General features: G+C 70.5%; 28 protein-coding genes and 1 pseudogene. 13 read left to right on the forward strand and 16 right to left on the reverse strand.

Translation table 11 applies throughout. The features are described 5' to 3' along the window. The first annotated feature begins 51 nt into the window (after positions 1-51). Complete coding sequence (locus ACPCHZ_RS19790) at positions 52-480, forward strand: nitroreductase/quinone reductase family protein (RefSeq protein ID WP_423486285.1); 429 nt, start codon at positions 52-54, stop codon at positions 478-480. On the opposite strand, the gene ACPCHZ_RS19795 is transcribed toward ACPCHZ_RS19790, so the two are convergent. The 5 genes from ACPCHZ_RS19795 to ACPCHZ_RS19815 form a co-directional block, all read right to left on the reverse strand. Beyond that, positions 477-1,157, reverse strand: coding sequence for a hypothetical protein (locus ACPCHZ_RS19795; RefSeq protein WP_423486286.1), 681 nt, complete (start codon positions 1,155-1,157; stop codon positions 477-479). The two genes, ACPCHZ_RS19790 and ACPCHZ_RS19795, sit on opposite strands and share 4 nt — an antisense overlap. 125 nt (positions 1,158-1,282) lie before the next feature. Beyond that, positions 1,283-1,927, reverse strand: a complete 645-nt coding sequence (locus tag ACPCHZ_RS19800; RefSeq protein ID WP_423486287.1) for a LysM peptidoglycan-binding domain-containing protein — start codon at positions 1,925-1,927, stop codon at positions 1,283-1,285. Between the two features lie 69 nt (positions 1,928-1,996). Continuing rightward, positions 1,997-3,403, reverse strand: a complete 1,407-nt coding sequence (locus ACPCHZ_RS19805; protein WP_423486288.1) for an NAD(P)/FAD-dependent oxidoreductase — start codon at positions 3,401-3,403, stop codon at positions 1,997-1,999. A 29-nt stretch (positions 3,404-3,432) separates the two neighbouring features. Then, the gene (locus tag ACPCHZ_RS19810) at positions 3,433-4,371 is read right to left on the reverse strand and encodes a sterol desaturase family protein (RefSeq protein WP_423486289.1); all 939 of its coding nucleotides are present in this window, start codon (positions 4,369-4,371) and stop codon (positions 3,433-3,435) included. A 26-nt stretch (positions 4,372-4,397) separates the two neighbouring features. Then, on the reverse strand, positions 4,398-5,966 hold the full coding sequence (locus ACPCHZ_RS19815) for a carboxylesterase/lipase family protein (protein WP_423486290.1): 1,569 nt from the start codon (positions 5,964-5,966) through the stop codon (positions 4,398-4,400). Between the two features lie 92 nt (positions 5,967-6,058). Between ACPCHZ_RS19815 and ACPCHZ_RS19820 the strand changes: the two genes are divergently transcribed. Continuing rightward, positions 6,059-6,400 (forward strand): DMT family transporter, encoded by a 342-nt coding sequence (locus ACPCHZ_RS19820; RefSeq protein ID WP_423486291.1) that lies wholly within the window; start codon positions 6,059-6,061, stop codon positions 6,398-6,400. Next, positions 6,400-6,723 (forward strand): DMT family transporter, encoded by a 324-nt coding sequence (locus tag ACPCHZ_RS19825; protein ID WP_423486412.1) that lies wholly within the window; start codon positions 6,400-6,402, stop codon positions 6,721-6,723. Before ACPCHZ_RS19820 ends, ACPCHZ_RS19825 begins: the two co-directional genes overlap by 1 nt. Here the strand turns inward: ACPCHZ_RS19825 and ACPCHZ_RS19830 are convergent. Genes ACPCHZ_RS19830 through ACPCHZ_RS19840 form a run of 3 tightly spaced genes read right to left on the reverse strand, consistent with a single transcriptional unit; the run spans position 6,692 to position 9,441 of the window. Next, positions 6,692-7,891 (reverse strand): MFS transporter, encoded by a 1,200-nt coding sequence (locus ACPCHZ_RS19830; RefSeq protein ID WP_423486292.1) that lies wholly within the window; start codon positions 7,889-7,891, stop codon positions 6,692-6,694. The genes ACPCHZ_RS19825 and ACPCHZ_RS19830 overlap by 32 nt on opposite strands. A gap of 21 nt (positions 7,892-7,912) precedes the next feature. Continuing rightward, positions 7,913-8,824: an SDR family NAD(P)-dependent oxidoreductase gene (locus ACPCHZ_RS19835; RefSeq protein WP_423486293.1), complete on the reverse strand. Its 912-nt coding sequence runs from the start codon at positions 8,822-8,824 to the stop codon at positions 7,913-7,915. After that, positions 8,821-9,441, reverse strand: a complete 621-nt coding sequence (locus ACPCHZ_RS19840; protein ID WP_423486294.1) for a TetR/AcrR family transcriptional regulator — start codon at positions 9,439-9,441, stop codon at positions 8,821-8,823. The genes ACPCHZ_RS19835 and ACPCHZ_RS19840 overlap by 4 nt, the downstream gene beginning before the upstream one ends. Before the next feature lie 165 nt (positions 9,442-9,606). On the opposite strand from ACPCHZ_RS19840, the gene malQ reads away from it, so the two are divergent. Both malQ and ACPCHZ_RS19850 read left to right on the forward strand, forming a co-directional pair. After that, positions 9,607-11,754 (forward strand): 4-alpha-glucanotransferase, encoded by a 2,148-nt coding sequence (gene malQ / locus ACPCHZ_RS19845; protein WP_423486295.1) that lies wholly within the window; start codon positions 9,607-9,609, stop codon positions 11,752-11,754. Positions 11,755-11,833: 79 nt separating this feature from the next. Next, positions 11,834-12,253 (forward strand): hypothetical protein, encoded by a 420-nt coding sequence (locus tag ACPCHZ_RS19850; protein WP_364983543.1) that lies wholly within the window; start codon positions 11,834-11,836, stop codon positions 12,251-12,253. A 21-nt stretch (positions 12,254-12,274) separates the two neighbouring features. On the opposite strand, the gene ACPCHZ_RS19855 is transcribed toward ACPCHZ_RS19850, so the two are convergent. Further along, a complete protein-coding gene (locus tag ACPCHZ_RS19855; protein WP_423486296.1) occupies positions 12,275-12,709 on the reverse strand; it encodes an SRPBCC family protein in 435 nt (144 codons plus the stop codon). Between the two features lie 63 nt (positions 12,710-12,772). Then, the gene (locus ACPCHZ_RS19860) at positions 12,773-13,618 is read right to left on the reverse strand and encodes a lysophospholipid acyltransferase family protein (RefSeq protein WP_423486297.1); all 846 of its coding nucleotides are present in this window, start codon (positions 13,616-13,618) and stop codon (positions 12,773-12,775) included. Between the two features lie 99 nt (positions 13,619-13,717). Here ACPCHZ_RS19860 and ACPCHZ_RS19865 point away from each other — a divergent pair, with 99 nt between their 5' ends. Together ACPCHZ_RS19865 and ACPCHZ_RS19870 are read left to right on the forward strand one after the other, a co-directional pair. Further along, on the forward strand, positions 13,718-14,626 hold the full coding sequence (locus tag ACPCHZ_RS19865) for a metal-dependent hydrolase (RefSeq protein ID WP_423486298.1): 909 nt from the start codon (positions 13,718-13,720) through the stop codon (positions 14,624-14,626). Next, positions 14,626-15,732 (forward strand): PDR/VanB family oxidoreductase, encoded by a 1,107-nt coding sequence (locus ACPCHZ_RS19870; RefSeq protein WP_423486299.1) that lies wholly within the window; start codon positions 14,626-14,628, stop codon positions 15,730-15,732. The genes ACPCHZ_RS19865 and ACPCHZ_RS19870 overlap by 1 nt, the downstream gene beginning before the upstream one ends. Positions 15,733-15,736: 4 nt before the next feature. Here the strand turns inward: ACPCHZ_RS19870 and ACPCHZ_RS19875 are convergent, their stop codons facing one another. After that, positions 15,737-16,024 carry a hypothetical protein gene (locus ACPCHZ_RS19875; protein ID WP_423486300.1) on the reverse strand — a complete coding sequence of 96 codons (288 nt, stop codon included), beginning with the start codon at positions 16,022-16,024 and terminating at the stop codon, positions 15,737-15,739. 141 nt (positions 16,025-16,165) lie between these two features. Here ACPCHZ_RS19875 and ACPCHZ_RS19880 point away from each other — a divergent pair, with 141 nt between their 5' ends. From ACPCHZ_RS19880 to ACPCHZ_RS19890, 3 genes and pseudogenes are all read left to right on the forward strand, one after another. Continuing rightward, on the forward strand, positions 16,166-17,596 hold the full coding sequence (locus tag ACPCHZ_RS19880) for a serine/threonine-protein kinase (RefSeq protein ID WP_423486301.1): 1,431 nt from the start codon (positions 16,166-16,168) through the stop codon (positions 17,594-17,596). Further along, the gene (locus tag ACPCHZ_RS19885; protein WP_423486302.1) at positions 17,593-18,468 is read left to right on the forward strand and encodes an LLM class F420-dependent oxidoreductase; all 876 of its coding nucleotides are present in this window, start codon (positions 17,593-17,595) and stop codon (positions 18,466-18,468) included. Before ACPCHZ_RS19880 ends, ACPCHZ_RS19885 begins: the two co-directional genes overlap by 4 nt. An 8-nt stretch (positions 18,469-18,476) precedes the next feature. Next, positions 18,477-18,857 (forward strand): annotated as a pseudogene (locus tag ACPCHZ_RS19890) (nuclear transport factor 2 family protein); the annotation flags it as partial. 22 nt (positions 18,858-18,879) lie between these two features. Here ACPCHZ_RS19890 and ACPCHZ_RS19895 read toward each other — a convergent pair. From ACPCHZ_RS19895 to ACPCHZ_RS19905, 3 genes are read right to left on the reverse strand one after another with little or no spacing between them, the layout of a single operon-like run. Then, positions 18,880-19,401 (reverse strand): NUDIX domain-containing protein, encoded by a 522-nt coding sequence (locus ACPCHZ_RS19895; protein WP_423486303.1) that lies wholly within the window; start codon positions 19,399-19,401, stop codon positions 18,880-18,882. Between the two features lie 33 nt (positions 19,402-19,434). Beyond that, positions 19,435-19,626 (reverse strand): hypothetical protein, encoded by a 192-nt coding sequence (locus ACPCHZ_RS19900; RefSeq protein WP_264014502.1) that lies wholly within the window; start codon positions 19,624-19,626, stop codon positions 19,435-19,437. Between the two features lie 32 nt (positions 19,627-19,658). Next, positions 19,659-20,993: an NAD(P)/FAD-dependent oxidoreductase gene (locus ACPCHZ_RS19905; RefSeq protein WP_423486304.1), complete on the reverse strand. Its 1,335-nt coding sequence runs from the start codon at positions 20,991-20,993 to the stop codon at positions 19,659-19,661. A 51-nt stretch (positions 20,994-21,044) separates the two neighbouring features. On the opposite strand from ACPCHZ_RS19905, the gene ACPCHZ_RS19910 reads away from it, so the two are divergent. Beyond that, the gene (locus ACPCHZ_RS19910; protein ID WP_423486305.1) at positions 21,045-21,848 is read left to right on the forward strand and encodes a hypothetical protein; all 804 of its coding nucleotides are present in this window, start codon (positions 21,045-21,047) and stop codon (positions 21,846-21,848) included. 4 nt (positions 21,849-21,852) lie between these two features. Here the strand turns inward: ACPCHZ_RS19910 and ACPCHZ_RS19915 are convergent, their stop codons facing one another. Continuing rightward, positions 21,853-22,410 carry a type 1 glutamine amidotransferase domain-containing protein gene (locus ACPCHZ_RS19915; protein ID WP_423486306.1) on the reverse strand — a complete coding sequence of 186 codons (558 nt, stop codon included), beginning with the start codon at positions 22,408-22,410 and terminating at the stop codon, positions 21,853-21,855. Positions 22,411-22,512: 102 nt separating this feature from the next. On the opposite strand from ACPCHZ_RS19915, the gene ACPCHZ_RS19920 reads away from it, so the two are divergent. Further along, on the forward strand, positions 22,513-23,304 hold the full coding sequence (locus ACPCHZ_RS19920; protein WP_423486307.1) for an SGNH/GDSL hydrolase family protein: 792 nt from the start codon (positions 22,513-22,515) through the stop codon (positions 23,302-23,304). Here the strand turns inward: ACPCHZ_RS19920 and ACPCHZ_RS19925 are convergent. Continuing rightward, the gene (locus ACPCHZ_RS19925) at positions 23,301-23,678 is read right to left on the reverse strand and encodes a DUF732 domain-containing protein (protein WP_423486308.1); all 378 of its coding nucleotides are present in this window, start codon (positions 23,676-23,678) and stop codon (positions 23,301-23,303) included. The genes ACPCHZ_RS19920 and ACPCHZ_RS19925 overlap by 4 nt on opposite strands. Positions 23,679-23,701: 23 nt before the next feature. On the opposite strand from ACPCHZ_RS19925, the gene ACPCHZ_RS19930 reads away from it, so the two are divergent. Further along, positions 23,702-24,607 (forward strand): cyclopropane mycolic acid synthase family methyltransferase, encoded by a 906-nt coding sequence (locus tag ACPCHZ_RS19930; protein ID WP_423486309.1) that lies wholly within the window; start codon positions 23,702-23,704, stop codon positions 24,605-24,607. The last annotated feature ends 5 nt before the right edge of the window (positions 24,608-24,612 follow it).

The following is a 24,612-nucleotide window of genomic DNA, read 5'->3' on the forward strand; positions in this document are numbered from 1 at the left end:
TGGGAACGAGAGCAATGCTCTCGAGAATTCGACACGGAGGAGTCCCCCGCCATGACCGCACGCTATGACCCACCGGATCGCGTCGCGAGAACGGTCAACCAGGTGTTCCGCTGGCTGGCCGAGGGCGGTGTCAGCATTGCCGGCACCCGTGCGCTGCGCGTGCGCGGGCGCAAGTCCGGGCAGCTGCGCACCGTGGTGATCAACCTGCTGACCGTCGGTGACCGCGACTACGTCGTGTCACCTCGCGGCAACACCCAGTGGGCCCGCAATGCCCGCGCCGCCGGCGAGGTGGAGACCGGCCCGCGCTGGCGGCGCCGCCGCCTGCGCGTCGTCGAGGTGGCCGACGCCGACAAGGCGCCCTTGCTCGAGCGGTGGTACTGGGAGGTGAAGGGTCACGTCGCGGGCCTGACGCCGGACTCGACCGCCGAGCAGGTGCGAGCGGCGGCTCCGTCGATCCCGGTGTTCGAACTCGTCGGTTAGGCCGGCGGGGGCAGCGGCGGCGGCGCGGTGCCGCCGGTGACCGTGAGCACGTCCTCGCGGGCTTGCTGGCTGGCGACCTGCCACGACACCGCGGCCGGGAACCGCCCCCAGGTGCTGTTGAACATCCCGATGATCACCGCCCGGCCGTCGGGGGTCACCGAGTACACCGGTCCGCCCGAGTCGCCCTTCTGGCTGACCACGCCGTTCGCCATGGTGAACCATCCGTTGTAGACCGCCTCGACGGTGCCGCAGCTCTCACCGGTGATCACCCCGAAGTGGCACACCGGCATTCCGGCCTGCGGCACCACGGCCGGATCGGTGACCAGTTGCCGCCCACCGGGCAGGACGTTGTTGACCGGGACGTTGACGGCCAGGCCGATCGCCTCCCAGTCGGAGATCTGGTGGTTGGTGTCGATGGTCGCGCCGTCAGGGGTGTTGTCCCGGTACAGGGCCTGGGTGCCGACGAAGTTGCCCGCGCGGTCGAACACCGGTCCGCTGCCTCGGCAGTGCCCCGCGGTGAACGCAACCCGCAGTTGGGGATCGACGAAGCCCAGGGTGCACACGTTGGCGTCCTGGCGGATCTCCATGCCGGGATAGACGAGCACACCGGGCTGGGCCAGGGCGGGCGGGACGGCCGTGGCGACGCCGGCGAGGCCGACGGCCACCGCGGCAACCACGCGAAACCAGCGTCGGCGCACGGGGCCTCCGATCGGTCGGGTGTGCTGGCGGTCAAGCGTAACCGGCACAGTGGCCGGTGCGCCGAGAGAGCGAGCAACCTCCCCCGAGGGCGCCCGTGAAGCGGTCAGGGAATGGTCAGCACCTGCCCGGGATGGATGAGATCCGGGTTGGCGATGCCGCTGGCATCGGCGATGCGCTGGTACTTGCTGCCGTCGCCGTAGAACCGCTCCGCGATCGCCCACAGCGTGTCGCCGGGCGCCACGGTGTGCGTCCGCGGCGCGGGCGGCGGCGGTGGAGGCGGAGGTGGCGGGGGTGGCGCCGCAGCGGCGGGCTCCGGTGCGGGCGGCGGCGGGGATCCGGGTTCGTCCACCGCGGCGGGCGCGGCTTCGGGCGTGACCGCGGGCTCCGCAGGTGGCGCCGGGACGGGCGGCGCCTCGTCGGTCTGGGTGTTCGACGCCCACGCCGGGCCGTCGAAGCCGTAGAGCACCAGGTTGCGGTCGTCCTGCAGCAGCAACCGGACGTCCTTGGCGCCCTTGGTGTCGGTGTGCCACACGGGTTTGTCCGGCGTGTACAGGACGAAGTTGCCGTCGGTCTGGACCTCCGCCCGCACGACGTCCTGCCCGTCGGTCGCGGTGGCCCACACCGCCTGCCCGCCCGCCTGCAGCACCAGGTTCCCGTCCTGCTGCAGTGTCAGGGTGTACGCCCCGTTACGGGATGTCAGCGATTGGCCGACTTCGAGTTTCTCGCCGTTGTGCAGTCTGTCTGACACGTGCCGGCCCCTTCCGCGGTGGACGGGCAGAGCTTATCGATCTTGACAGTCGCCGTGGCCGGTTCGGGCTCAGGAGTCGAATCCCAGTCCCACTCTGTCGAGTCCGCGCAGCAACAGATTGCGCCGGCCCGCCGCATGGTCGGCCCGGTCCAGTGACCAGCGGGTGGCATGAATTCCGATGGCGGCCAGCGGTTCCGGCGGAAAGGGAACGGGACGGCGCCGCACCATCTCGAGTTCCGTGCGCTCGGTGGGGCGACCGTCGAGCAGGTCCAGGCAGGTGTCGGCGGCGAACCGGGCCGCGCCGACACCCAGTCCGGTGAACCCGTTGACGTAGGCGACGCGGCCGTGTCGCGCCAGCCCCCAGTGCGCACAGAACCGGGTGTTGGTGTCGATGGCGCCGGCCCAGTGGTGACTGAACCGGACGTCGTCGAGTTGCGGAAAGGTGATGAAGAAGTGCGCCGCAAGGCGCCGGTAGCTGCCCGGCCGGTCTTCGTACGCGGAGTCGACCCGGCGGCCGAAGTGGTAGACCGCGTCGTAGCCGCCCCACACGATGCGGCGGTCTTCGGTCAGCCGGTAGTAGTGGAACTGGTTGGCGGAGTCGCCGATGGCCTGCCGGTTGCGCCAGCCGATCCGGCCCAGCTGCTCGTCGGTGAGCGGCTCGGTGGCCAGCACGTAGTCGTAGACCGGAACAGTGTGAAACCTGTTGCGCCGCAACAGGCTCGGAAACACATTGGTGGCGAGAACCGCCTGAGCGGAGGTGACCGTGCCTGCGCCGGCGGACACCCGAAGGCGAGAACCGCTCGAATCGACCGACGTGGCCGCGGAATCCTCGAAGATCTCGACACCGGCGTCCGTGCAGGCACGAGCCAGCTCGAACGCCAATTTCGCCGGGTGAACGATGGCGCAGTCATCGGCGCTGAACAGGCCGGCGCGGAACGTCGGCGAGTTCACCTCTGCCGTCACCTCGCGACGGCTCAGCAGCCGGCCCGCGCCCTCGGCCGACGCGCGCTCCAGCCAGGCGTCCTGATGCGGCTCGGTGGCCACCAGCAGCATCCCGGTCCGCTCCCACTCGACGTCGAGACCGAGCCGCTCGACGTCGGCCTGCATCCCGTCGAGGTTCTCCATCCCGAGCCGCTCGAGCCGGTCGAACTCCTGCGGCCACCGCGACTTCCCGTTCTGCGCACCGTGAGTGAGGCTGGCGTCGACGAATCCGCCGTTGCGCCCCGAGGCCGCCCAGCCGACCCGGTCGGACTCGACGACCACGACCCGCTGGCCGGGACTGCGTTCCGCGGCGTGCAGTGCCGCCCACAGCCCGGTGTAACCGGCGCCCACCACCAGCAGGTCGCAGTCCACCGTCCCGGTCAGCCGGGGGTAGCGGGGCCGGGGAATGTCGAGCCACATCGGCGCGAAGGCGCTCGACGCCAGCGCACGGTCGAGCAGTGCCGGGTCGACGTGGCCGTCGAACACTGTCCGCATCCCGCGCAGGCTACGGCTGCTCCGCCCGGTCAGATGGGTACTTCGGCGGATGGGCCGATCGGCACGCGTCGGTGGGCCGGCTGCCAGCCGGGCGGCCCGAAGACGTACCCGAGCCGGTCGCGCCACCGGGTCGCCGACCGCACGTCGGCGGCGATCGCCACGTACTCGCGGGTCTGCAGCTTCCAGATGTTGAAGGTGTCGACCGGCTTGGTGAGGCCGTAGTGCGGGCGGAACAGCTCGGCCTGGAACGTACCGAACATGCGGTCCCACAGGATGAAGATGCCGCCGTAGTTCTTGTCGAGGTACTCGGCGTCCATACCGTGGTGCACCCGGTGGTGCGACGGCGTGTTGAACACGAATTCGAAAGGCCGCCAGAGCTTTCCGATGCGTTCGGTGTGCACCCAGAACTGGTAGATCAGATTCAGCGAGAAGCTCGCGAACACCATCCACGGCGGAACGCCCAACAGCGGCAACGGAATCCAGATGAGGATCTCGCCGCTGTTGTTCCACTTCTGTCGCAGTGCGGTGGCGAAGTTGAAGTACTCGCTGGAGTGGTGGGCCTGGTGGGTGGCCCAGATCAGCCGCACCCGGTGTGCGATCCGGTGGTAGGCGTAGAACAGCACATCGACACCGACGATCGCGATGACCCACGTGTACCACTGGGTGGACGGTAGGTGCCATGGCGCGACGTAGGTGTACAGCGCCGCATATCCGAGCAGCGCGGCGAACTTCCACGCGCCGGTGGTGGCGATCGACACCAGGCCCATCGAGATGCTCGCCCAGGCGTCGCGGGAGTGGAACGCCCCGGCGGGGGCGCGCCCGTCGCGGGCATCCTCCAGCTTGCGGGCCGCCGTCCACTCGACGATCAGCAGCAGCAGGAAGAACGGGATGGCGAACAACACCGGGTCGCGCATCTGCGGCGGCAGCACGTCCAGCGCCGACCGCACCGCGTCCCAGCTGGCATTCATCGTCGCACCTCCCGGCCCAGTTTAAGTCACCGGAAGTTGAGCACCTGGTCACCCCAGGCGGACCTCAGGTGCTGGTCGAGGTCGGTGACCAGCTGGTCTTCCTTGTCGATGACGAGGGTGCTGTGATCACCCTGCCGGTACGGCCGCCACACCGGACCACCCGCCGACGGGTCGCCGTGCACCGCGAAATCCAGCCAGCGCCGCCGCATGCGCCGTGACACCTCGCGGCCGGCCTTGAGGCCGCCGAGCTTGAAGGTCGGGTCCTTCGAGCCGGCCACCAGATTGCCCCAGACGTAGGGCAATTCGGTGGCGTGCGCGGCGCCCAGCCGCAGCAGCCGCAGCATCGGGGTGGACCAGTCGAAGCGGTACACGAACACCGGCGCCACCGCGCTGTGCCCGTCGGCGAACCACAGCGACGGCATCCGGAACCCGATGTCACGCGCGACGCCCAGGCCGCGTGCCTTGCCGCGGGCGCGCGGGTACGCGCTGCCGATCTGGGCGTCCGACGGGATCTGCAGACCGGGCTGCTCGGACTCGATCTCGGCGAACATCGCCTTGATGGCCTGCGGGGTGATCGGCATCAGCGGTGAGCGCATCCAGCGGAACAGCGCCGCCTCGTCCCTGTTGGTACCGATGATCAGCGGCACCGGGTGTGCCCGCCCGTCGCGCGCCACGTCGATCGGATGCTCCGGCACCAGGTCGCCGTCGACGATCGGGGCGAACGCCAGCGTGCCGGGAGTGCTCACCGGCACTTCGTCGAACAAGCGTTTCGATGCGGCCAGGACGACGTCCAGCGGAAGGTCCGGCAACCGGCCGACCTCACCGGCCTGCAGGCCGAGGTGCCCGAGGAACCGCTCGGCGACGCGGCGGCCGCGGCCGGCGTCGTAGACGGAGGTCACCGGCGAACTCTGGGCGATGGCCCGGGCGAACAATCCCTCGGCGGCCGGACTCGTCATCAGGGTGGTGACGATCCCGCCACCGGCCGACTCGCCGAACAGGGTGACCCGGTCGGGGTCGCCGCCGAACGCGGCGATGTTGTCCTGCACCCAGTGCAGGGCGAACACCACGTCGCGCAGCCCGCAGTTCGACTCGAAACGGCTGTCCCCGAACGAAGACAGGTCGAGGAAGCCGAAAGCCCCGAGCCGGTAGTTGATCGTGACGACCACGACGTCGCCGTCGGCCGCCAGCGCCCGGGCGTGGTACAGCGGCTGGTTGGCAGAACCCAGCACGTACGCGCCTCCGTGCACCCACACCATCACCGGCTTGCCGTCTCCGGCAGCGGTGTCGGACGAGGCCCACACGTTGAGCCGCAGGCTGTCCTCGGCCTGCGGCCCACCGAGGTCGATCGGGATGCGGGCGTCGGTGGCCTGCGGACACACCGGCCCCACCCGGGTGGCGTCGGCGACCTCGCTCCAGCGCTCCGGCGGCCGCGGCGCCCGCCAGCGCAGTTCGCCGGTGGGGGCGGCGGCGTACCGGATTCCCTTCCACACCTTGACTGTTCCGTCGTCCGTGCCGCGCACCGGTCCGTAACCGGTTTCGACGACCGGTCCGGCTTCCGCCGCAGCCGCGACGGGGGTGCGCCGGGGGTTCGGCATGATGGCTCCTTCGACAGACAACTTCTCCAGGGTACTCAGCAACGCCGGCATGCCCGCTGATCCGGCGTTGCGACGGCCACTAGGTTGGGTGCGTGCGCCCGTTCCCACTGCTGGCCGCGGCCATCGTCAGCGAGGTGGCCGCCACGCTGGCTCTGCGCGCCTCGCAGGATCATTCGGCGTGGCTCGTCGTGGTGACCGCGGGCTATCTCGGCGCATTCGTGCTGCTCACGCTTGTGCTGCGAACCGGGATGGCGGTCGGCGTCGCCTACGGCATCTGGGGCGCCTGCGGCACGGCGGCGACGGCGGTGCTGGCGGCGGCGATCTTCGGCGACCCGCTGACATGGCCCATCGCCGCGGGCATCGGTCTCATCATCGCCGGCGTGCTGCTGGTCGAGTTCGGCTCTCATCCGCGCCCGGACAGGCCCGCATCGTGATGTGGCTGACACTGGCGGTCGCAATCGTCACCGAGGTGGTGGCGACCCTGTCGCTGCGCGCGTCGGACGGGTTCCGCAGGCGGGTCTGGATCGTGCCCGTCGTGCTGGGCTACGCGGTGTCGTTCACGCTCTTGTGGGTCACGCTGTCGCTGGGCATGCCCGTCGGTATCGCGTACGGGATCTGGACGGCGTGCGGGGTCGCCGCCGTCGCGGTGATCGCGCGGTTCTTGTTCGACGAGCCGCTGACCGCCACGATGGCGCTGGGCATCGCGCTGATCGTCGGGGGCGTCCTCATGATCGAGACGGTCGGACTCGCCCACTGAGGGCGCCGGCCAGCAGCAGGGTCACCACGCCCGCGAGAGGCACGACGAGCAGTCCTACCCGCAGCCCGGCCGCGTCGGCGAGCAGTCCCACCACCGGCGGCGAGGCCAGGAATCCGATCCGCAGCAGCCACGTGACCAGCGCAAGGCCGGTGCCCGGCCGCAGGCCCGGCAGCCGGTCGGCGGCATGCATGGCCGCCGGGATCAGGGTGGCGATCCCCAGCCCCGCGGCGGCGAAGCCCGCGATGGTCGACGGCACGCTGGGAAACGCCAGCGCAGCGCCCATCCCGGCGGCGACGACGGCTCCGCCGGCGCGCGCGACGGCCGCTTCGCCGAACCGGTCCACCAGCCGGTCGCCGAACAGCCGGCCGACGAACATGCAGGTCACCAGCGCGATGTAGCCGAACGGGGCGACGGCGGCCGCCGCGCCCAGGCTGTCGTGCAGATAGAGCGTCGCCCATGTGCTGCCCGCGTCCTCGACCGCGGCGCCGGCGATGGCAATCGTGGCGAGTGCGCCGATGACGGCGTACACCCGCAGTCCCGCGCGCTGCCCGCCGGCCCACGCCGCGGCCGGGTGGTCGTCGTGGTCGGAGCCGGTCAACATGAAGCGGTAGGCGATCAGCACGGTGGCGCCGAACACCACGGCCGAGCAACTCAGCTGCGCGGCGCGGGGCACCGCGAGGGCGATCGCCGCGGCGCCCAGGAGCCCGCCGGTGATGGCGCCGGACGCCCACACCGCGTGGAATGAGTTGATGATCGAGCGGCCGTAGTTGCGCTGCACTCGCAGCGCGTGCGCGTTCTGGGCCACGTCGGTCACCGCGTCCGAGGCGCCTGCGACGAACAGCGCTGCGGCGAACAGCACACCCGACGGCGCGAGTCCGGCGAGGAGCACGAACGCGGCGATACCCAGCGTTCCAGCGACGCCGACGCGGGCCGAGGTGAACCGGCGGATCAGCGCGCCTGCCGCGACGCCTGCGACGAACGCGCCGCCGGAGAACGCCGCCACCGCCACACCGAACATCGTGTTGGACAGCGCGAGGTCGGCCTTGATCTCCGGGAAGCGCGGTACCACCGAGGCGAACAGTGCGCCGTTGGTGAAGAAGAGGGCCGCCGTCGCGATCCTGGCCCGCCGGTCGCGCACCGCGGCCGTGTCGAGCCGTGCGGACACCATGGCCGCCCACCCTACCGTGCGCTAAATGGCAAGGGTCAGAAGGCGTTCGCTGGTCTCCCAGAGGTCGCGGGCGCGCTCGGTGTCGTAACTGTCGGCCGACGAACGGATCGGGCGCCGACCGGCGAAGTACCGGCCGGTGACGTCGTCGAAGCGGGGGTCGGCGGCGAGCGCCGCCAGGTGACGGCCGGAGGTTCGGGTGCTGTTCACTCCCGGAAGCACACGAAGGGCGGGAAACACGTAGCGCCACAGCAGTTGCTGCGCCGGCGAGTGGTCGCGCGCCAGTCCGGAGCCGGGCATCAGGCCGGGGTCGAAGGCGGCGACGGTGATGCCGCGGCGTCCGCGGTCGAGCCGCCGATCGAGTTCGTAGGCGTGCAGCACGTTGCACAACTTCGATGTGGTGTAGCGCCGCCGGCCGTCCGCGGCGCTCGACGCCTCGTGGGAGGGATGGGCGAGTTCTTCGGCCGAGGTGTACTGCGGGTCCGGCATGCCGGAGAACTTGGCCGGATCATGGGTTCCGCTGCTGACGATCACGATGCGAGCGGGTGGCGCGAATTGTTCGAGCAGTCCGTCGACCAGCGCGAAATGACCGAGGTGGTTGACGCCGAAGGTCAGCTCGACCCCGTCGACGGTGCGTTCCAGACCCGAGACCACCTGCAGCCCGGCGTTGCACACCAGCGCCCGCAACGGCGGTAGCTCGCGCGCTGCCAGCCGGGCTGGGAATTCCCGCACCGAGCGCAGCGAGGCGAGGTCGAGGGGCAGCACCGTGCACCGCGGCGCGCAGCCGAGCCGGTCCACGGCCTCGGCCCCGCGGCGGGTGTCGCGCACCGCCAGCACGATGTGCCAGGACGGGTCCGTGTCCAGCAGCGCCTGCGCGCATTCGAAGCCGAGCCCGCTGTTGGCGCCGGTGATCACGACGGTCCGGTCGGCGGTCATTGTTCCTCCAGAAGGACGGGGATGAGTGCGGTGATGGCCTGGTAGAGGCGGCGATACATGCGCTCGACGTCGATGCGGCCGGATTCGAGGTGGTCGGCGAGAAAGACGCCGTCGGACTGGGCGACCGCGAATGTGGTCAGCTCGTCGGCGACCCGGGCGGCCACGTCGGGCGCGGTGTCCGGCGGCAGCATCGCACCGATGGCCGTCCGGAAACCCGCGATCGCGGTGTCGCGCACCCGGCGTACCACCGCAGCCACCGCGGCATCGTCGTGGCGTTCCAGCGACAGCAGATAGAACAGCCGCAGGAAGTCCGGATGCTGGGCGAGCAACCGGGCGGTGGCGGCGAGTCGCTGCGGCGGGGTGGCGGCGCCCTCGTCGGGAATCGCGGCGAAGAAGCGCTCGGCGCCGCGTTCCATGACGGCGGCCAGCACTCCCTCCTTGGATCCGAAGTGCCAGTAGATCGAACTCGGCGGGAGCCCGCACGCCCGCTGGATGTCGCTGATCGACGTCGCTGCGTAGCCGCGGGTGGCCATCAGGCGCTCGGTGACGTCCAGGATGTGCGCCCGCGAGTTCTGTCCCTGCTGTTGCTTCTTCGTCAGCACCATCGGACCACCCATCTGTAGGGATCGCTACAGTCACACCGTACCAGGAGTTGCGCCCGCCGTCCCGGCCCGCGGATTAGGTTCGTGCAGAACGGGAATGCCCGGCCCGTCAGATGCAGCAGGTCCCGAGAGGAGTCTTCGATCCGCGATGCCGACCGACTACGGGCAAGATTGGCTGCCATGACCGAACTGCCCGCGTCGCTCGTCGAACTCGCCGGGCGCTACGGCGTCGCGACCCACTTCGAGGACTGGACCGGCAGGCGGGTGACGGTCGCCGAGTCCACCCTGACCGCCGTGCTCGCCGCGCTGGGGGTGGCCGCGGACACCGAGGACGAGCGCGCCGCCGCCGTGGCCGGCCACGAGCGCGAGTACTGGCAACGCCCCCTTCCGCCGATCGTGCTCGCCAGGTCCGGCGCGCCCTCGTCGTTCTGGGTGCACGTCACCCACGGCGACCCCGTCGAGGTGTCGCTGCGGTTGGAGGACGGCACCGAGCGCACAGGGCTGCGGCAGCTGGAGAACAACCGCGACCCCTACGACATCGACGGCCGCCGGATCGGCGAGGCCAGCTTCGAAGTGCCCGACGACCTGCCGCTGGGCTATCACCGGGTACTGATGCAGTCGGGCGCCACACACGCCGACGCTCCGCTGGTGGTCTCCCCCTCCACGCTGACCTTGCCCGCCCGGCTCGGCGCCCGGCGCAGCTGGGGGCTGGCCACCCAGCTCTACAGCGTCCGGTCGCGGAACTCCTGGGGCATCGGTGACCTCACCGATCTGACCGACCTCGCCGTCTGGGCGGCGGCGCGGCACCAGGCCGGGTTCATCCTGGTCAATCCGCTGCACGCGGCCGCCCCCGCGCCGCCGATGGAGGCGTCGCCGTACCTGCCCACTTCGCGCCGCTACGTCAACCCGGTCTACCTGCGGGTGGAGGCCATCCCCGAGTACGCCTACGTCCGCGGTCGCAACCGGATCCGCAAGGCCCGCGAAGGCGTGCAGGCCAAGGCCGACCGAGCCGACCTGGTCGACCGGGACGCGGTGTGGCGGGCCAAGCGAGCCGCGCTCGCGAAGGTCTATGAGGTGCCGTGGTCGTCCGGCCGCCAACTGGCCTACGCCGCCTACTGCGCCCGCGAAGGCGCCAGCCTCGACGCATTCGCCACCTGGTGCGCGCTGGCTGAGCGGCACGGCAACGACTGGCACGAGTGGCCGGCGGAGTTCCGGCATCCCGAGAGCGCCGCGGTCGCGCAGTTCGCCCGCGACAACGCCGCCACGGTCGACTTCCACCGCTGGCTGCAGTTCGCGCTCGACGAGCAGCTCACCCTGGCCCAGTCGACCGCCCTGCAGGCCGGCATGGACCTCGGCATCATGACCGACCTCGCCGTCGGGGTCGATCCCAACGGCGCCGATGCCTGGGCGCTGCAGGACGTCCTGGCGCTCGGGGTGACCGCGGGCGCACCGCCGGACGAGTTCAACCAGCTCGGCCAGGACTGGTCCCAACCGCCGTGGCGGCCCGACGAACTGGTCGCACAGGCCTACGAGCCGTTCCGGGCGCTGGTCAACGCCGTGCTGCGGCACGCCGGTGGCGTCCGGATCGACCACATCATCGGCCTGTTCCGGCTGTGGTGGATCCCCCGCGGCGCGTCGCCGACCGAGGGCACCTACGTCCGGTACGACCACGAGGCGATGATCGGCATCGTCGCGCTCGAGGCGCACCGCGCCGGAGCCGTCGTCGTCGGTGAGGACCTCGGCACGGTCGAGCCGTGGGTCCGCGACTACCTGCGCGAACGGGGCGTGTTCGGCACGTCGATCTTGTGGTTCGAGCTGGACCGGGAGGACACCGGCGGAGAACGGCCGGGACCGCTGCCTGCCGAACGGTGGCGGGAGTACTGCCTGTCGTCGGTGACCACGCACGACCTGCCGCCCACCGCCGGCTATCTGGCCGGCGAACACGTGCGGCTGCGGGAAGAGCTCGGGTTGCTGACCCGGCCCGCCGAGGAGGAACTGGCCGACGACCGGGCCCAGCAGGCGGCGTGGCGCGCCGAACTGCGCCGCGTCGGGCTCCTCGACGAGGACGCCGACGTCGAGGAGACGGTGCTCGCCCTGCACCGCTACCTCGGACGCACACCGTCGAAGCTGCTGGCGCTGTCACTGGTCGACGCCGTCGGCGACGTCCGCACCCAGAACCAGCCCGGGACCTCCGACGAATACCCGAACTGGCGGATCCCACTGAGCGGTCCGGACGGTCGCCCGGTTCTGCTCGAGGACGTGTTCACCGACTCGCGGGCCGCGCGGCTGGCCGAGGCGATGGCACAGCAGGTCAACCCGCCGCTGTAACGCCGGAGGACTCTGCTCCGGTTTCACAATCGTCACACCTGCGATATGTTCGCACCGCACTCGATCCGACGGAGGCCACGTGAACAAGCTCGTCCTGCTCGGCGCCGGAGTCGCCGCAACCGGCGCGGCCGCCCTGATCACGGCGGGCGCCGCCCTGTCGCAGCCCGCTGACGCCAGCTCGATCAACGTCGTCGGCGAGCCCTACCTGAAGGCGCAACAGATCCTGAAGAGCCAGGGCATCACGGCCACCTTCAGCGGTTCGGTCGGCAGCGCGCTGCCGCAGTCGCAGTGCCTCGTCGGCTCCCAGAAGGTCAACTCCGTGGGCAAGATGCTGCTCACGCTGGACTGCTCGGCCAAGGCCGAGGAGCAGCTCAAGGCAATGGGCCCCGCGGGTGGACCGAGGGTCGGCAAGAACGGCGTCACCACGGTGACCCCGACCCCGATGGTGCCGATCGCGGGTGCGCCCGGCGCCGGTGCCGGACCCATCCCGGCCCGCTGAGCTCATCTCAGCTCAGTACATTCAGGTCTCTGCCATCGCCCTGAGGTTGTCCAGCGTCTGATTCATGGTTCTGCCGACCTGCCGCGCGGCGACCCGGTCGGCGATCAGTCCGAGCAGGCCGCCGGGAGCCTCGTAGGCCAGCCGGAAGTTCACCTTCGTCTTGCCGTCGCCGCAGTCCCGCAGCCGGAACCGGCCACGCATCGTGATCCCGGTGATGCCGATCCAGGCCAGATCCCGCCTGTCGTCGAACTCGACCACCTCGATCACCCCGCCGATCGGCACCGACCCGATCTTCCAGTGCACCGTGTACCGCGAGCCCACCCCTGTCGAACCCTCGGTGACGGTCTCCCACCGCTCCAGGTTCGCCATGAACTCCGGATAGCAGTCCGAATCGCTCACGTGTTTCCACACCGCGTCGCGATCGGCGTCGACGATGATGCTCCGTTGCAGCCTCATCAGGTCCCTCGTTTCTTCGCGCAACCGCTCATCAGGTCCCTCGCTTCTTCGCGCAAGCGCTCATCAGCCGAGCACCGGGAACCGTCGCCGCGCCGCCAGTCGATCCACGCCGTCCTGAAGGCTGCTCAGCACTCTGTCGTTGATCGCATCGTCGTCGCCGGCCGCGATGTCGTCGGCGCTGATCGGGTCCTGCACCTCGATGGCGATCTTCGTCGGCAGCGGCAGCCGCGGCACCATGTCGGTGACCACCAGTCCCCACGGCGGGGCCAGGGCGATCGGCACGCTCTTCAGCCGCAGCGTCTTGTCGACCCGCAACAACCGGGCCAGCCACTGACCGCGATCGAGGAACAACGCCGCCTCCTGACCGCCGACGCTGGCCACCGGGACGATCGGCACACCGGCCTCACGGGCGAGTTTCACGTAACCCTTGCGGCCGCCGAAGTCGACGTCGTGGCGTTTCCAGGACGGCCGGAACACCTCGTAATCGCCGCCCGGGTAGACGAGCAGTGCCGCGCCGGACTCCAGGGCCAGCGTGGCGTTGTCGTGGTTGGCCGCGACGGTGCCGAATTTGCGCAGCGATCCCAGGCCGGGCATCGACACCACGAGGTTGTGCGCCAGCTGGTAGAACGGCCGCTCGACGCCGAAGTACGAGCAGAACGCCAGCGTGAAGACGAAGGTGTCGGGCGGGAGGTTGCCGCCGCTGTGGTTGCCGACCAGCAGCACCGGGCCGTCGGAAGGGATGCGGTCCAGCCCGCTGACGTCGGCGCGGAAGTACAGCGAGGCCAGCAGCCACAGGCCCGGCAACTGCTCGCGGATGTAGTCGGCGTCGCGCTGGTCGAGGTCGGCTTTCGGCACGCGATCCGTCACCTGATGTTTTGCCCACGCAAACGCGTCGCCGATTCCTGCCATGCCAGGTGTTATTGACCTCACACAACTACCTGAAACCTGCGTTCCCCCCTACCGGTCGTAGACTGCGGGTCATCGGCAGAGCGCCCCGGGAGGTCAGCCATGTTGCGTCCGCGCCGTTTCGAACGCGAGATCGACCCCGGGCCAGTGCAGATCCAGGCCCGCAAGGTGCACTTCGACGTCGCCGACGTCCCGCTGCACTGGATCCCGGGCCACCCCGTCGCGTCCCACATGGTCAGCCTGCTCAACATCGTCCTGCCCGCGGCCGAGCGGTGGTTCGTCGCCACCTACGACGAGGCGTTGCCACTGGTGACCGACGCGCGGCTGGCCGAGGACATGCGCGGCTTCATCGGCCAGGAGGCCACCCACGCCGACACCCACGACCGCGTGCTGCACGACTTCCTGATCGATCACGGCGTCGACCCGGCGCCGATCCTCGACCAGATCGAGTACGTCTTCGGAAAAGTGTTGGCGCCCAAGCAATTCAGCGGGCCCGACGCGGAGCGGCGGCGGCTCAATCACCTGTGCGACCGGCTGTGGCTGATCGCGGCCATCGAGCACTACACCGCGGTGCTCGGCGACTTCTCGCTGAACTGCTCGTGGGACGACCACGGTGCCGACCCCACCATGGTCGACCTGTTCCGCTGGCACGGCAGCGAGGAGGTCGAGCACCGCAGCGTCGCCCACGACGTCGCGGTGCACTTCCACGACAGCTACCCCGACCGGATCCGCGCGATGATGATCGCCGCCCCGATGATGCTGGCGTTCTTCCAGCGCGGCGTCCGTCACCTGACCACCGTTGATCCCCGCACCGAGTTCGGCTGGTGGCGGCTGCAGCGGCTGCGGATGCGCGACTCCAAGGCGGGTCTGCTGCCGAGGTACCGCACACTCTTCGGCTCCAACACGCTGATGTACTTCCGGCCCGGCTTCACCCCCGAACACATGGGGTCGACCGCGCAGGCGGTGGCCTACCTGGCCAGTTCGCCCGCAGCGCGCAGCGCCCATCCGTGATGGCGGTGTTCAGCAGGTTCCGCGCCGCCCCGCCGAGTGCCTCCGACCCTCAGCGCCCCGACCTGCTGATCGGCCTCGCGGACGCGGCGATCACCGGGCTGTTCGGGTTGTCCGGCGCCATCCGCAGGATCTCGGCCCCCACGGCGCGCGACCGCAGCATCGCGCTGGCCGTCGCGGCCCGCGACGTGGTGGCCCGCGACCAGGACGTGCTCGCCGTGACGTTGACCGCCGCGGACGGCGGCCCGCTGCCGCGTTGGTTCCCCGGCGCCCACCTGGACCTGCACCTGCCCAGCGGACGGGTCCGCCAGTACTCGCTGTGCGGCGACCCAGGCGCCGCCGACCACTACCGGATCGCGGTGCGGCGGATCCCCGGCGGTGGCGGCGGCTCCGTCGAGGTGCACGAGGCGCTGCGGGTCGGCGCCACCGTCCGCACGCTGGGGCCGCGCAACGCCTTCCCGCTGACCGTGCCGGGCTACGGGTCACCGGCACACCGCTTCCGGTTCATCGCCGGCGGCATCGGGATCACCCCGATCCTGCCGATGCTCGAGCAGGCACACCGCCTCGGAGTCGACTGGTCGATGGTCTACACCGGTCGCAGCCGCGACAGCCTGCCGTTCCTCGACGAACTGGTCCGCTTCGGCGACCGCATCGCGGTGCGCACCGACGACGTGGACGGACTGCCGAGCGCACGCGACCTGCTCGGCGACCGCCCTGCAGGCACGTCCGTCTACGCCTGCGGTCCCGCGCCGATGCTCGACGTGATCCGGACCGCCCTGGTGGGGCGCGGCGACGTCGAACTGCACTACGAGCGGTTCGCCGCGCCGCCGGTGGTCGACGGCGCCGAGTTCACCGCCACCGCGGCGGCGTCCGGCGTGACCGTCCGGGTGGCCGCCGACGAGAGCCTGCTCGCCGCGCTGACGCGGGCCGGCGTGCAGGCGCCCTACTCCTGCCGTCAGGGCTTCTGCGGCACCTGCCGCACCCGCGTGCTCGACGGCGCCGTCGACCATCGCGACACGCTGCTCACCGGTCCGGAGCGCGCCGCGGGCATGATGCTCACCTGCGTGTCGCGGGCGCCCGACGGGCAACCGCTCATCCTCGACCTGTAGCGGCTCAGAGGTGTTCGGCGAACGGCCACCAGACGCCGTCGCTGCCGCGCACCCCGTTCGGCTGGTCCATCGCTGCGGTGAGCGCGTCGATCTCCTTGCGGTCGAGCGCCACCGGCGCCACCTTGGCGCCGTCGTCGCCGCTGACGTCGTAGCCGAACGTCAGCGGGATGGCCGGGTGCAGCCAGTGACTGGTGGTGACCTCGGCGCCGCCCTCACCCTGTCCCGTCGTGGTCAGGAAGAAGCCCTTGCCGCTGGCGAACCGGGCAGCCACCGCGGCCTGCAGATGAGCCACGAAGTGGTTGGTGAACGTGCCGGGTATCGGCTGTCCGCCAGAATGAACCGTTGCCACTGAGGTCGTCCCTTCGATCGTCGACACTGAACTGTCACCGTCTACTTTCTCTGACTCCGGACGTCGCTGCCGTACTATTCGCCCATGCCGTTGGCCGACGGGGCGACGTTCGCGGGTTACACCATCGTCCGGTTGCTCGGGTGGGGCGGCATGGGTGAGGTGTATCTGGCCCAGCACCCGCGACTGCCGCGCCAGGATGCGCTCAAGGTGTTGCCCGCGACGGTGTCGGCCGACGAGGAGTACCGGGAGCGGTTCCACCGCGAGGCCGACATCGCCGCCACCCTGTGGCACCCCCACATCGTCGGAGTGCACGACCGCGGCGAGTACGACGGCCAGATCTGGATCTCGATGGACTACGTCGCGGGCACCGACGCCGGTCGGTTGATGCGCGACCAACATCCCGACGGCCTGCCCCAGCGCGAGGTGCTCGACATCGTCTCCGCGGTGGCCGACGCGCTCGATTACGCCCATGCGCGAAATCTGCTGCACCGCGACGTGAAACCGGCCAACATCCTGCTGGGCCATCCGGAGTCCGGCGAGCAGCGAATCCTGCTGGCCGACTTCGGCATCGCCAGGTGGACCGATGACATCAGCGGGCTGACGGCCACCAACATGACCGTCGGCACGGTGTCCTACGCCGCTCCCGAGCAGCTGATGGGCGAGCGACTCGACGGACGCGCCGACCAGTATGCGTTGGCCGCCACCGCTTTTCACCTGCTGACCGGCACACCGCCGTTCCAGCACAGCAACCCGGCGGTGGTGATCAGTCAGCACCTGACCTCGACACCGCCTGCGCTGAGCACCCAGCGACCCGAACTCGCGGCGCTGGATCCGGTGCTGGCCAAGGCATTGGCCAAGAAGCCGGCCGACCGCTACGAACGGTGCGCCGACTTCGCCCGTGCGCTGGCCCACCAGCTGGGGGTCGGCGCCACCGGCGAGACCCGGCTCTCGACGGCGGTGACACCCGCGCCGGCGCGCAGGCGGGCGCTGCGGCCGGCCGTGGTGGTGCCCGCGGTGCTGGCCGTACTGCTGATCGTCGCGATCGCCGTTGCCGCACTTGAATTCCGCAGGGCCGACGATCGCCCGTCGGATCCGGCGGCGGCGCCCACGTCGTCGAGCTCGGTGCCGTCCGTGAGCGCGGCACCCGCCGCCCCGCCTGTCGCGCCGCCGCCCAGTCCCCCGAACACCGTGACCGACACCGTGACCGAGTCGTCCACCCCATCGGCGGCACCCGCGGCTGCGGTGGTCGGCGCGGACTGCTCACCGGCGGGCAGCACCGCCACGACGGCCGACGGATCCACCGCGTACTGCGAGACGCTGCAGGGCACCGACTCGACGATCTGGTCGCTGACCCAGGGCGACATCCCGAGCCCGACCGTCACCACCGCACCGACCGACGAGCCGCTGCCCGCGGAAGAGGAGCCGCCGGTGCGCGTGTGCATGCAGCAGACCGACATGACCCGCCGGGAATGCCGCCGGTCCATCCGCGAGAGCAACGGTCTTCCGCCGCTGTGAAATTCGCCGTCGTCGCACCGGTAAACGCCGGGGTCACCGCCGACCCGCGGTGGATGGCGGCGTTCGCCCGCCACGTCGAGGACTGCGGGTTCGAGTCGATCGTCGTCGTCGAGCACACCGTGTTGATGACCGAGTACGACAGCGTCTACCCCTACGACGACTCGGGCCGCGTCGAACTCGCCCCGGACTGCCCGGTGCCCGACCCTCTGGACCTGCTGGCGTTCCTGGCCGGACAGACCGAACGGCTGGTGCTGGCCACCGGTGTGTTGGTGCTGCCCAACCACCACCCCGTCGTGCTGGCCAAACGCGCCGCGACGGTGGACGTCCTCTCCGGTGGGCGGCTGCGGCTCGCGGTGGGCACCGGGTGGCTGAAGGAGGAGGTGGAGGCCTGCGGTGCGCCGTTCCACACACGTGGCAGGCGCGCCGACGAACAACTCCAGGTGCTGCGCACACTGTGGGACGACCGCCCCGAAGGTGCGGACTTCGCCGGGGAGTTCTTCGCCTTCGCCAATGCGATGAGCTATCCGAAGCCGTTGTCGCGCATCCCCGTTCACATCGGCGGTCACAGCCGCGCCGCGGCTCGGCGGGCAGGCCGGTTCGGCGACGGCTTCCAGCCCCTCGGCGTGGCGGGCCCGGAGCTCACCGGACTGCTCACCGAGATGCGGGACAGCGCGCGCGCCGAGGGCCGCGATCCCGCTGCGCTGGAGGTGTCACTGGGGCATCTGGTCGACCGAGTCGACGCGGGCCGCGCGGAGAAGCTCGCGGCGCTCGGCGCGGACCGGCTGGTGCTGGCGATGCCCCCCGTGCGCGACATCGACCAGGCGCGCGAGCTGCTCTCCGACTGTGCCCGCAGACTGGGGTTGCGGCCGTGACGCTGGACGTGCCCGACCGGCTCGCCGTCGCCGATCTCGTGCACCTGTACGCCGCGGCCGTCGACGACCGCCGGTTCGACGACGTGGTCGCCCTGTTCACCGACGCCGCCGAGCTGTGGCTTCCCGATCCGCCGCGTGCGCTGGAGCCGGTACGGCGCCATCACGGCCATGACGGTGTGCGGGCCGCACTGGCGGCGGTGGCCGGGCTCGAACGCACCGAGCACGCGGTCGTCGGCGAGGTCTATGCCGAAGGGCCGCACCATGATTACGCCCTCGGCCGGATCGCCTGCGTGGCGCACCACTGGACCGTCGAGGACGGCCGCGTCACCGACGTCGTCTGGCATCTGCGCTACGACGACGAGTATCAGCGCACCGCATGCGGGTGGCGGATCCACGGCCGCGCACTGACCATCAACGCCATCGAGACCCGTCCGGCCCGGGTGGTGCGTCCGCACCCTCCGCGCAGCCGGCCAGATCGGGCTGGCGCATCAGGCGGTCCAGCAGCGGCAGCTGGCCCTTCAGCAGCTTCTCCCGGGCCGCCGCCACGGGAAACCAGGCCACCCGGTCGATCTCCGGGAACTCCCTGAGTGTGCCCGACCCCTTCGGCCACTCGATCGTGAACGTATTGCTCACGCAGCCGTCGAGGTCGAGGTCGCCACGCACCGCGAAGACGGTCACCACCTTGCCGCCGGGCTGCCTGACCGGGTCGAAGCGCGTCGGTTCCCCGGCGGGCGGCTCCTTGCCGAGCTCCTCGGCGAACTCCCGCCTGGCGGCGGTCCACGGATCCTCGCCGTCTACGTACTCACCCTTGGGCACCGACCAGGCGCCGTCGTCCCTGCGCGCCCAGAACGGTCCGCCGGGGTGACCGAGCAGCACCTCGACGACCCCACCGGTGACACGGTAGAGTAGCAGGCCCGCACTGAGTTTCGGCACCGCGCAACCCTACTCACGACACGCGCGCCGCGGTCAGTAGGAGCGGTCGCCCTCGCTGTCGTCGATGAAGTCCCACCGGCCGTCGTCCACCTGGACCTCCATCCGCCAGCCCAGCTCATTCCCCTCGACCTGGTCGACGAACCAGGCGTGCGCATCGTCGGCACTCTCGATGTCCTTGGTCTCGACGACATCGCCCTTGGGATTCAGCACACGGTAGGTAGCCATGGTGGTTCTGTTCCCCGTCGGCGGGTTTTGAATCAGTCCGCCTTCGGCATCGGGATGCCCTCGCTGGCCGAGAACTGCGCGTCATCGGCCGACGACAGCCCGATGGACACCACCGATCGGGCGAAGAACACGTCGGTGAGGTAGGCCAGTGACACCGCCCAGCGGTTCACCAACCGCGGGATCGCGTAGAGGTGATAGGCGCGGGTGACCACCTTCGCGGGGAAGCCGGACAGCCGCACGTTGAGCGGGTTGGCCACCGCGTAGCGGGGCCCGAGGTCGACGACGAGGCCCATGTTGCGGTGCTTGTACTGCTTGGCGCTGCCGACGCCGAGGCTGGCGGCGACGTTGCGGCCCAGCACCTTGCCCTGCCGGGTGGCGTGCTGCGCGGTGGGCGGGGTGATCTTGCCGGGCTGCGTCAGATCGGGTACCGCCGCGGCGTCGCCGCCGGCGAACACGTCGGGATGGCCCGGCACCTGCAGGTCGGCCTGCACCTTCAGCCTGCCCTTCTCGGTCGGCAGGCCGAGGTGCTCGATCAGCGGCGCCCCGGTGACACCGGTTACCCACGCGACAGTGTGCGTGTCGATACGCGAATCATCAGTCAGCACAACGTGATCGGCGTGCACCTCCTTGAGTGAGATGCCCAGCCGCACGTCGATGCCCCGGCCCCGCAGCACCCGCATCGCGGCGGCGCCGAGTTTCTCCCCCACCTCGGGCATCACCTGCTCGGCGAGGTCGAGCAGCACGAATCGGACCGACTGGGGATCGAAACCCATCGAGTCGGCGGCGGCGTCGGCGAGCGCCCGCAGCTGGACCGCGAGCTCGGTGCCCGAGTACGAGGCGCCGACCACGACGACGGTGCGTCGCGCTGCGGCCTTGGCCGCGTCGTCGTCGTTGCCTGCCAGCTCGAGTTGTTCGAGCACGTGGTCGCGCAGGTAGAGCGCCTCGGCGGTGGACTTGAGCCCGCGGGCGTGCTCGGCGAGGCCGGGCACGTCGAACAGCTTGGTCACCGAACCCGGAGTCAGCACCAGGCGGTCGTAGGACATACTTCGCGAACGCTGCTCGGGATCGGTGAAGGTGACCGTGCGGCCGTCGAAGTCCACGCTGTCGACGCGCCCGCGCACCGCCTTCACCCCGCGCAGGGCGTTGGCGAGGGGAATCGTGACGAAGCGGGCGTCGACCAGGCCGCCGGCGACATCCGGCAGCAGCGGGGTGTAGAGCATGTAGTCGACCGGGGAGATGATCGTGATGTCGACCGACGATGCGCCCGGTTCATCGCTCGAGGCGTGATGTTTGCGCAGGATCTTGGTCAGCTGGCGGGCGCATTCGAATCCGGTGAATCCGCTGCCCACGATTACGACGGACGTCATCGCGACCATTTTACGGTGCGGCCCCGTGCCGGGCGGTGCCATGCTGGAGCCGTGACGGGTCCACGGTCGGAACAGCACGCGAGAACGCTGGATCGGTTGGGCTGGCTGTTGTCGGCGGCCGCGGTCGCACCGGTCGCCGGCGGCGCGGCGGCGGCGTACCGGACGCTGTTCATGACGCTGCGACGAATGGTCGTCGGCAGGCGGATGGCGATGCGGCTGGATGCGGGTGACCTGACGCTGACCGTGACCGAGTTCGACTCCCGCCTCGACATGCGGGCGCTGTCGGTCGGCCAGATCGGCAAGGTGCGCCTGGCCGCCCGCGACATCACCTGGGAGGGAAGCCGATTCAGTGCCGCCGCCGCGGTGTTCCACAACGTCGCGCTGCGGCCGTCGGCGCCGCCGGTGCTGACGGCCGCGCCGGTCGAGCTCACGCTCGACGTGCCCGAGGCGGCACTCGACGACCTTCTCCGCTGGGCCGCGCCGAGGCTGTCGGGCACTGTCGGGGCCGACAGCGTGGCCCGGCTGCAGTTGGTCCGCAGACCAGGTCTGGGCTGTGTGGAGGTCGACGCCCAGCTCGAGGGCTCCACGCTGTGGCTGCGACCGCGCGGTGTGACCCTACGGCGCAGGCGGTGGGTGCTGCCCGGTCGGACGCCGGGGTACCGGGTGCAGCTTCCGGAGCTGCCCCACGGGCTGCAGCTCACGGGTGTCAGCTTCGCGCCGGGGGTGGTGCGGCTGTCGGGCACCGTGCCCGAATGGCGGATGGCGATGCCGCGCACCCGTCTGGAATACCTCCTCGGCCAGCTCAGCGCCGTCGGACGGCCGCTCAACCTGACGCGCATCGTCAAGCTGCGGTAGCGGCTCACGTGTGGGCGGGCGTGTTGGCGAACCGGTCGACGATGGCCTGACAGAAAGCGGGAAGATCGTCGGGTGAGCGGCTGGTGATGATGTTGCCGTCGATGCACACCTGCTGGTCGACGACGGTGGCGCCGGCGTTGCGCAGGTCGGTGCGGATGCTCGGATAGGACGTGAGCGTGCGTCCCGCGACGACGCCCGCCTCCACCAGCGTCCACGGCCCGTGGCAGATCGCGGCGACGGGTTTCCCCGAATTGACGAAATCGCGAACGAAGTTCACCGCGGCCTCGTCCTTGCGCAGCTTGTCCGGGTTGACGGTGCCGCCGGGCAGTACCAGGCCGTCGAAGTCCTCGACGCGCGCATCGGCGACCGCCCGCTGCGCGGTGAGTGTGCCCGCCGGCTCCAGGTCGTGGTTGCGGGCGTCGACGTCGCCGGCCTGCAGGGAGAGCAGCTCGGTCTGCCCGCCCGCGTCGTGCACGGCGTCACGGGGTCGCTCGAACTCGACCATCTCGACGCCGTCGGCGGCCAGGATCGCGATCTTCCTGCCCTCGAGTTCGTTCGGCATGGTGTTCCTCCTCTGCTGTCGTGGCTGTTCCCGAAGTCCCGGCTACCCGGGCTCTCGGCGCCTCAACCCGCCGGGGGCACACCGTCGCTAGAGTCTCGGTTCGTGTCCGGATACACCCGCTATGTCGCGCTCGGCGACAGTCAGACAGAAGGACTGTGGGACGGCGACGACGCCGGCGGTCTGACCGGTTTCGCGGATCGACTGGCGATCATGCTCGACTCGCTGCGACCCGGACTCGAGTACGCCAACCTGGCCATCCGGGGCAGGCGGATCGCCGACGTGAAGGACGACCAGCTGCCGCGGGCGCTCGCGATGCGACCCGACCTCGTCACCCTCTGCATCGGCATGAACGACGTGATCAGGCCCGGCAACGCGTTCGACCGCGCGCTCGGCGACCTCGAGGACGTGTACCTCGCGCTGGCCCGATCCGGTGCCACGGTGGTCACCACCACCTTTCCCGACATCGCACAGATCCTGCCGGTCGGCCGTGTGCTGGCCGGACGCGTCCGCCGGATCAACTCCGTCATCCGCGAGTCCAGCACGCGGCACGGCTTCCGCCTCGTCGACCTGTTCGGCGCGCCGTCGATGCGGGAACCGGACACGTGGAGCATCGACCGGGTGCACGGTTCGACGAAGGGGCACCGGTTGTTCGCGGCCGCGGCGGCCGAGGCACTCGGCCTGCCGGGCAGCAGCCACGACTGGGCGCACAACGGTGCGGGCGGGGCGTGGCCGTCGTGGCGCACCCGGCTGACCTCGCAGGCCCTGTGGACCCGCAACATGCTGATGCCCTACCTGTGGTGGCATCTGCGCGGGCGGGCGGTCGGCGACGACCGCGACGCCCGGCGGCCGGAACTCCGGCGGGTGCAGCCCGCCCCGGCGCGAGGCCCGGCCTAGAAGCCCAGGAGTCCGAGCGGCAGCTGAGGGATCTCGCCGTTGCCGAGGCGGCTCACCATCGCCGGGCAGAACATCGAGATCGCCAGGCCGGTGAACATGGTGGCCGCGCCGAGCGGCATGCCGGCGGTGTCGGCCACCTTGGCGGTGGCATCGGCGGCGCCCTGGCCGGGATCGGCCAGCATCGGACACACCTGCTGGCCGAGGGCCACCGTGTCCGCCGGGTTTCCGGTCGCCAGGCCGGCGTCGGCCAGCGAGCGAAGGAAGGCGTCGTCAGCGGGTTCCGCGTGCGCGGGCGCGGCGAGGACGGTCGACGTCACAACCACCGCGGCGGCCAAGGTCAGGGTCCGAATGCCCGGTCGTTGTCTGCGCTGCACCGGAGGAATCGTACGCTGTCGGGATGCCGGACATCACTTCATTGCCACCTCAGGACCGCGACGCTGCGACAGACGGCCTGACCCCGCACTTCGAGGACGTCCAGGCACACTACGACCTGTCCGACGACTTCTTCCGGCTGTTCCTCGATCCGACCCGGACCTACAGCTGCGCCTACTTCGAGCGTGACGACATGACGCTCGAGGAGGCGCAGTACGCGAAGATCGATCTCGCACTCGGCAAGCTCGGCCTGGAGCCCGGCATGACGCTGCTCGACGTCGGCTGCGGGTGGGGTTCGACGATGCTGCGTGCGATCGAGAAGTACGACGTCAACGTGATCGGCCTGACGCTCTCGGAGAATCAGAAGGCGCACGTCGAGACGTTGTTCGCGGCGTTGGACAGCCCGCGTCGCCGGGAGGTTCGCCTGCAGGGCTGGGAGGAGTTCGACCAGCCGGTCGACCGCATCGTGTCGATCGGCGCGTTCGAGCACTTCGGCTTCGACCGTTACGACGACTACTTCGCGATGGCGTACGACGCGCTGCCCGACGACGGCGTGATGCTCCTGCACACCATCACCGGGTTGCACCCCAAGGAGATGGCCGAGCGCGGCATGCCGCTGTCGTTCCAGTTCGCCCGGTTCGTCAAGTTCATCGTCACCGAGATCTTCCCCGGTGGGCGGCTGCCGTCGATCTCGATGGTGGAGGAGCACGGCGCGCGGGCGGGGTTCACGGTGTCGAGGGTGCAGTCGCTGCAGCCGCACTACGCCCGCACCCTGGACCTGTGGGCCGCCGCGTTGCAGGCCCGCCGCGACGACGCGATCGCCGTCCAGTCCGAAGAGGTCTACGACCGCTACATGAAATACCTGACCGGTTGTGCGGACATGTTCCGCGTCGGCTACATCGACGTCAACCAGTTCACGATGGAGAAGTGACGCCG

Origin of the sequence: Mycobacterium sp. NPDC050041, from assembly GCF_049541695.1 — a bacterium.
Taxonomy (GTDB): Bacteria; Actinomycetota; Actinomycetes; order Mycobacteriales; family Mycobacteriaceae; genus Mycobacterium.

What these genes read in the sequence shown, in the direction of transcription:
- ACPCHZ_RS19790 (WP_423486285.1), top strand. Translation starts at nt 52, where the DNA reads ATGACCGCACGCTATGACCCACCGGATCGCGTCGCGAGAACGGTCAAC.
- ACPCHZ_RS19805 (WP_423486288.1), bottom strand. Translation starts at nt 3,403, where the DNA reads ATGCGGACAGTGTTCGACGGCCACGTCGACCCGGCACTGCTCGACCGT.
- ACPCHZ_RS19810 (WP_423486289.1), bottom strand. Translation starts at nt 4,371, where the DNA reads ATGAATGCCAGCTGGGACGCGGTGCGGTCGGCGCTGGACGTGCTGCCG.
- ACPCHZ_RS19815 (WP_423486290.1), bottom strand. Translation starts at nt 5,966, where the DNA reads ATGCCGAACCCCCGGCGCACCCCCGTCGCGGCTGCGGCGGAAGCCGGA.
- ACPCHZ_RS19825 (WP_423486412.1), top strand. Translation starts at nt 6,400, where the DNA reads ATGTGGCTGACACTGGCGGTCGCAATCGTCACCGAGGTGGTGGCGACC.
- ACPCHZ_RS19830 (WP_423486292.1), bottom strand. Translation starts at nt 7,891, where the DNA reads ATGGTGTCCGCACGGCTCGACACGGCCGCGGTGCGCGACCGGCGGGCC.
- ACPCHZ_RS19835 (WP_423486293.1), bottom strand. Translation starts at nt 8,824, where the DNA reads ATGACCGCCGACCGGACCGTCGTGATCACCGGCGCCAACAGCGGGCTC.
- ACPCHZ_RS19840 (WP_423486294.1), bottom strand. Translation starts at nt 9,441, where the DNA reads ATGGGTGGTCCGATGGTGCTGACGAAGAAGCAACAGCAGGGACAGAAC.
- malQ (WP_423486295.1), top strand. Translation starts at nt 9,607, where the DNA reads ATGACCGAACTGCCCGCGTCGCTCGTCGAACTCGCCGGGCGCTACGGC.
- ACPCHZ_RS19855 (WP_423486296.1), bottom strand. Translation starts at nt 12,709, where the DNA reads ATGAGGCTGCAACGGAGCATCATCGTCGACGCCGATCGCGACGCGGTG.
- ACPCHZ_RS19860 (WP_423486297.1), bottom strand. Translation starts at nt 13,618, where the DNA reads ATGGCAGGAATCGGCGACGCGTTTGCGTGGGCAAAACATCAGGTGACG.
- ACPCHZ_RS19865 (WP_423486298.1), top strand. Translation starts at nt 13,718, where the DNA reads ATGTTGCGTCCGCGCCGTTTCGAACGCGAGATCGACCCCGGGCCAGTG.
- ACPCHZ_RS19870 (WP_423486299.1), top strand. Translation starts at nt 14,626, where the DNA reads ATGGCGGTGTTCAGCAGGTTCCGCGCCGCCCCGCCGAGTGCCTCCGAC.
- ACPCHZ_RS19880 (WP_423486301.1), top strand. Translation starts at nt 16,166, where the DNA reads ATGCCGTTGGCCGACGGGGCGACGTTCGCGGGTTACACCATCGTCCGG.
- ACPCHZ_RS19900 (WP_264014502.1), bottom strand. Translation starts at nt 19,626, where the DNA reads ATGGCTACCTACCGTGTGCTGAATCCCAAGGGCGATGTCGTCGAGACC.
- ACPCHZ_RS19905 (WP_423486304.1), bottom strand. Translation starts at nt 20,993, where the DNA reads ATGACGTCCGTCGTAATCGTGGGCAGCGGATTCACCGGATTCGAATGC.
- ACPCHZ_RS19915 (WP_423486306.1), bottom strand. Translation starts at nt 22,410, where the DNA reads ATGCCGAACGAACTCGAGGGCAGGAAGATCGCGATCCTGGCCGCCGAC.
- ACPCHZ_RS19930 (WP_423486309.1), top strand. Translation starts at nt 23,702, where the DNA reads ATGCCGGACATCACTTCATTGCCACCTCAGGACCGCGACGCTGCGACA.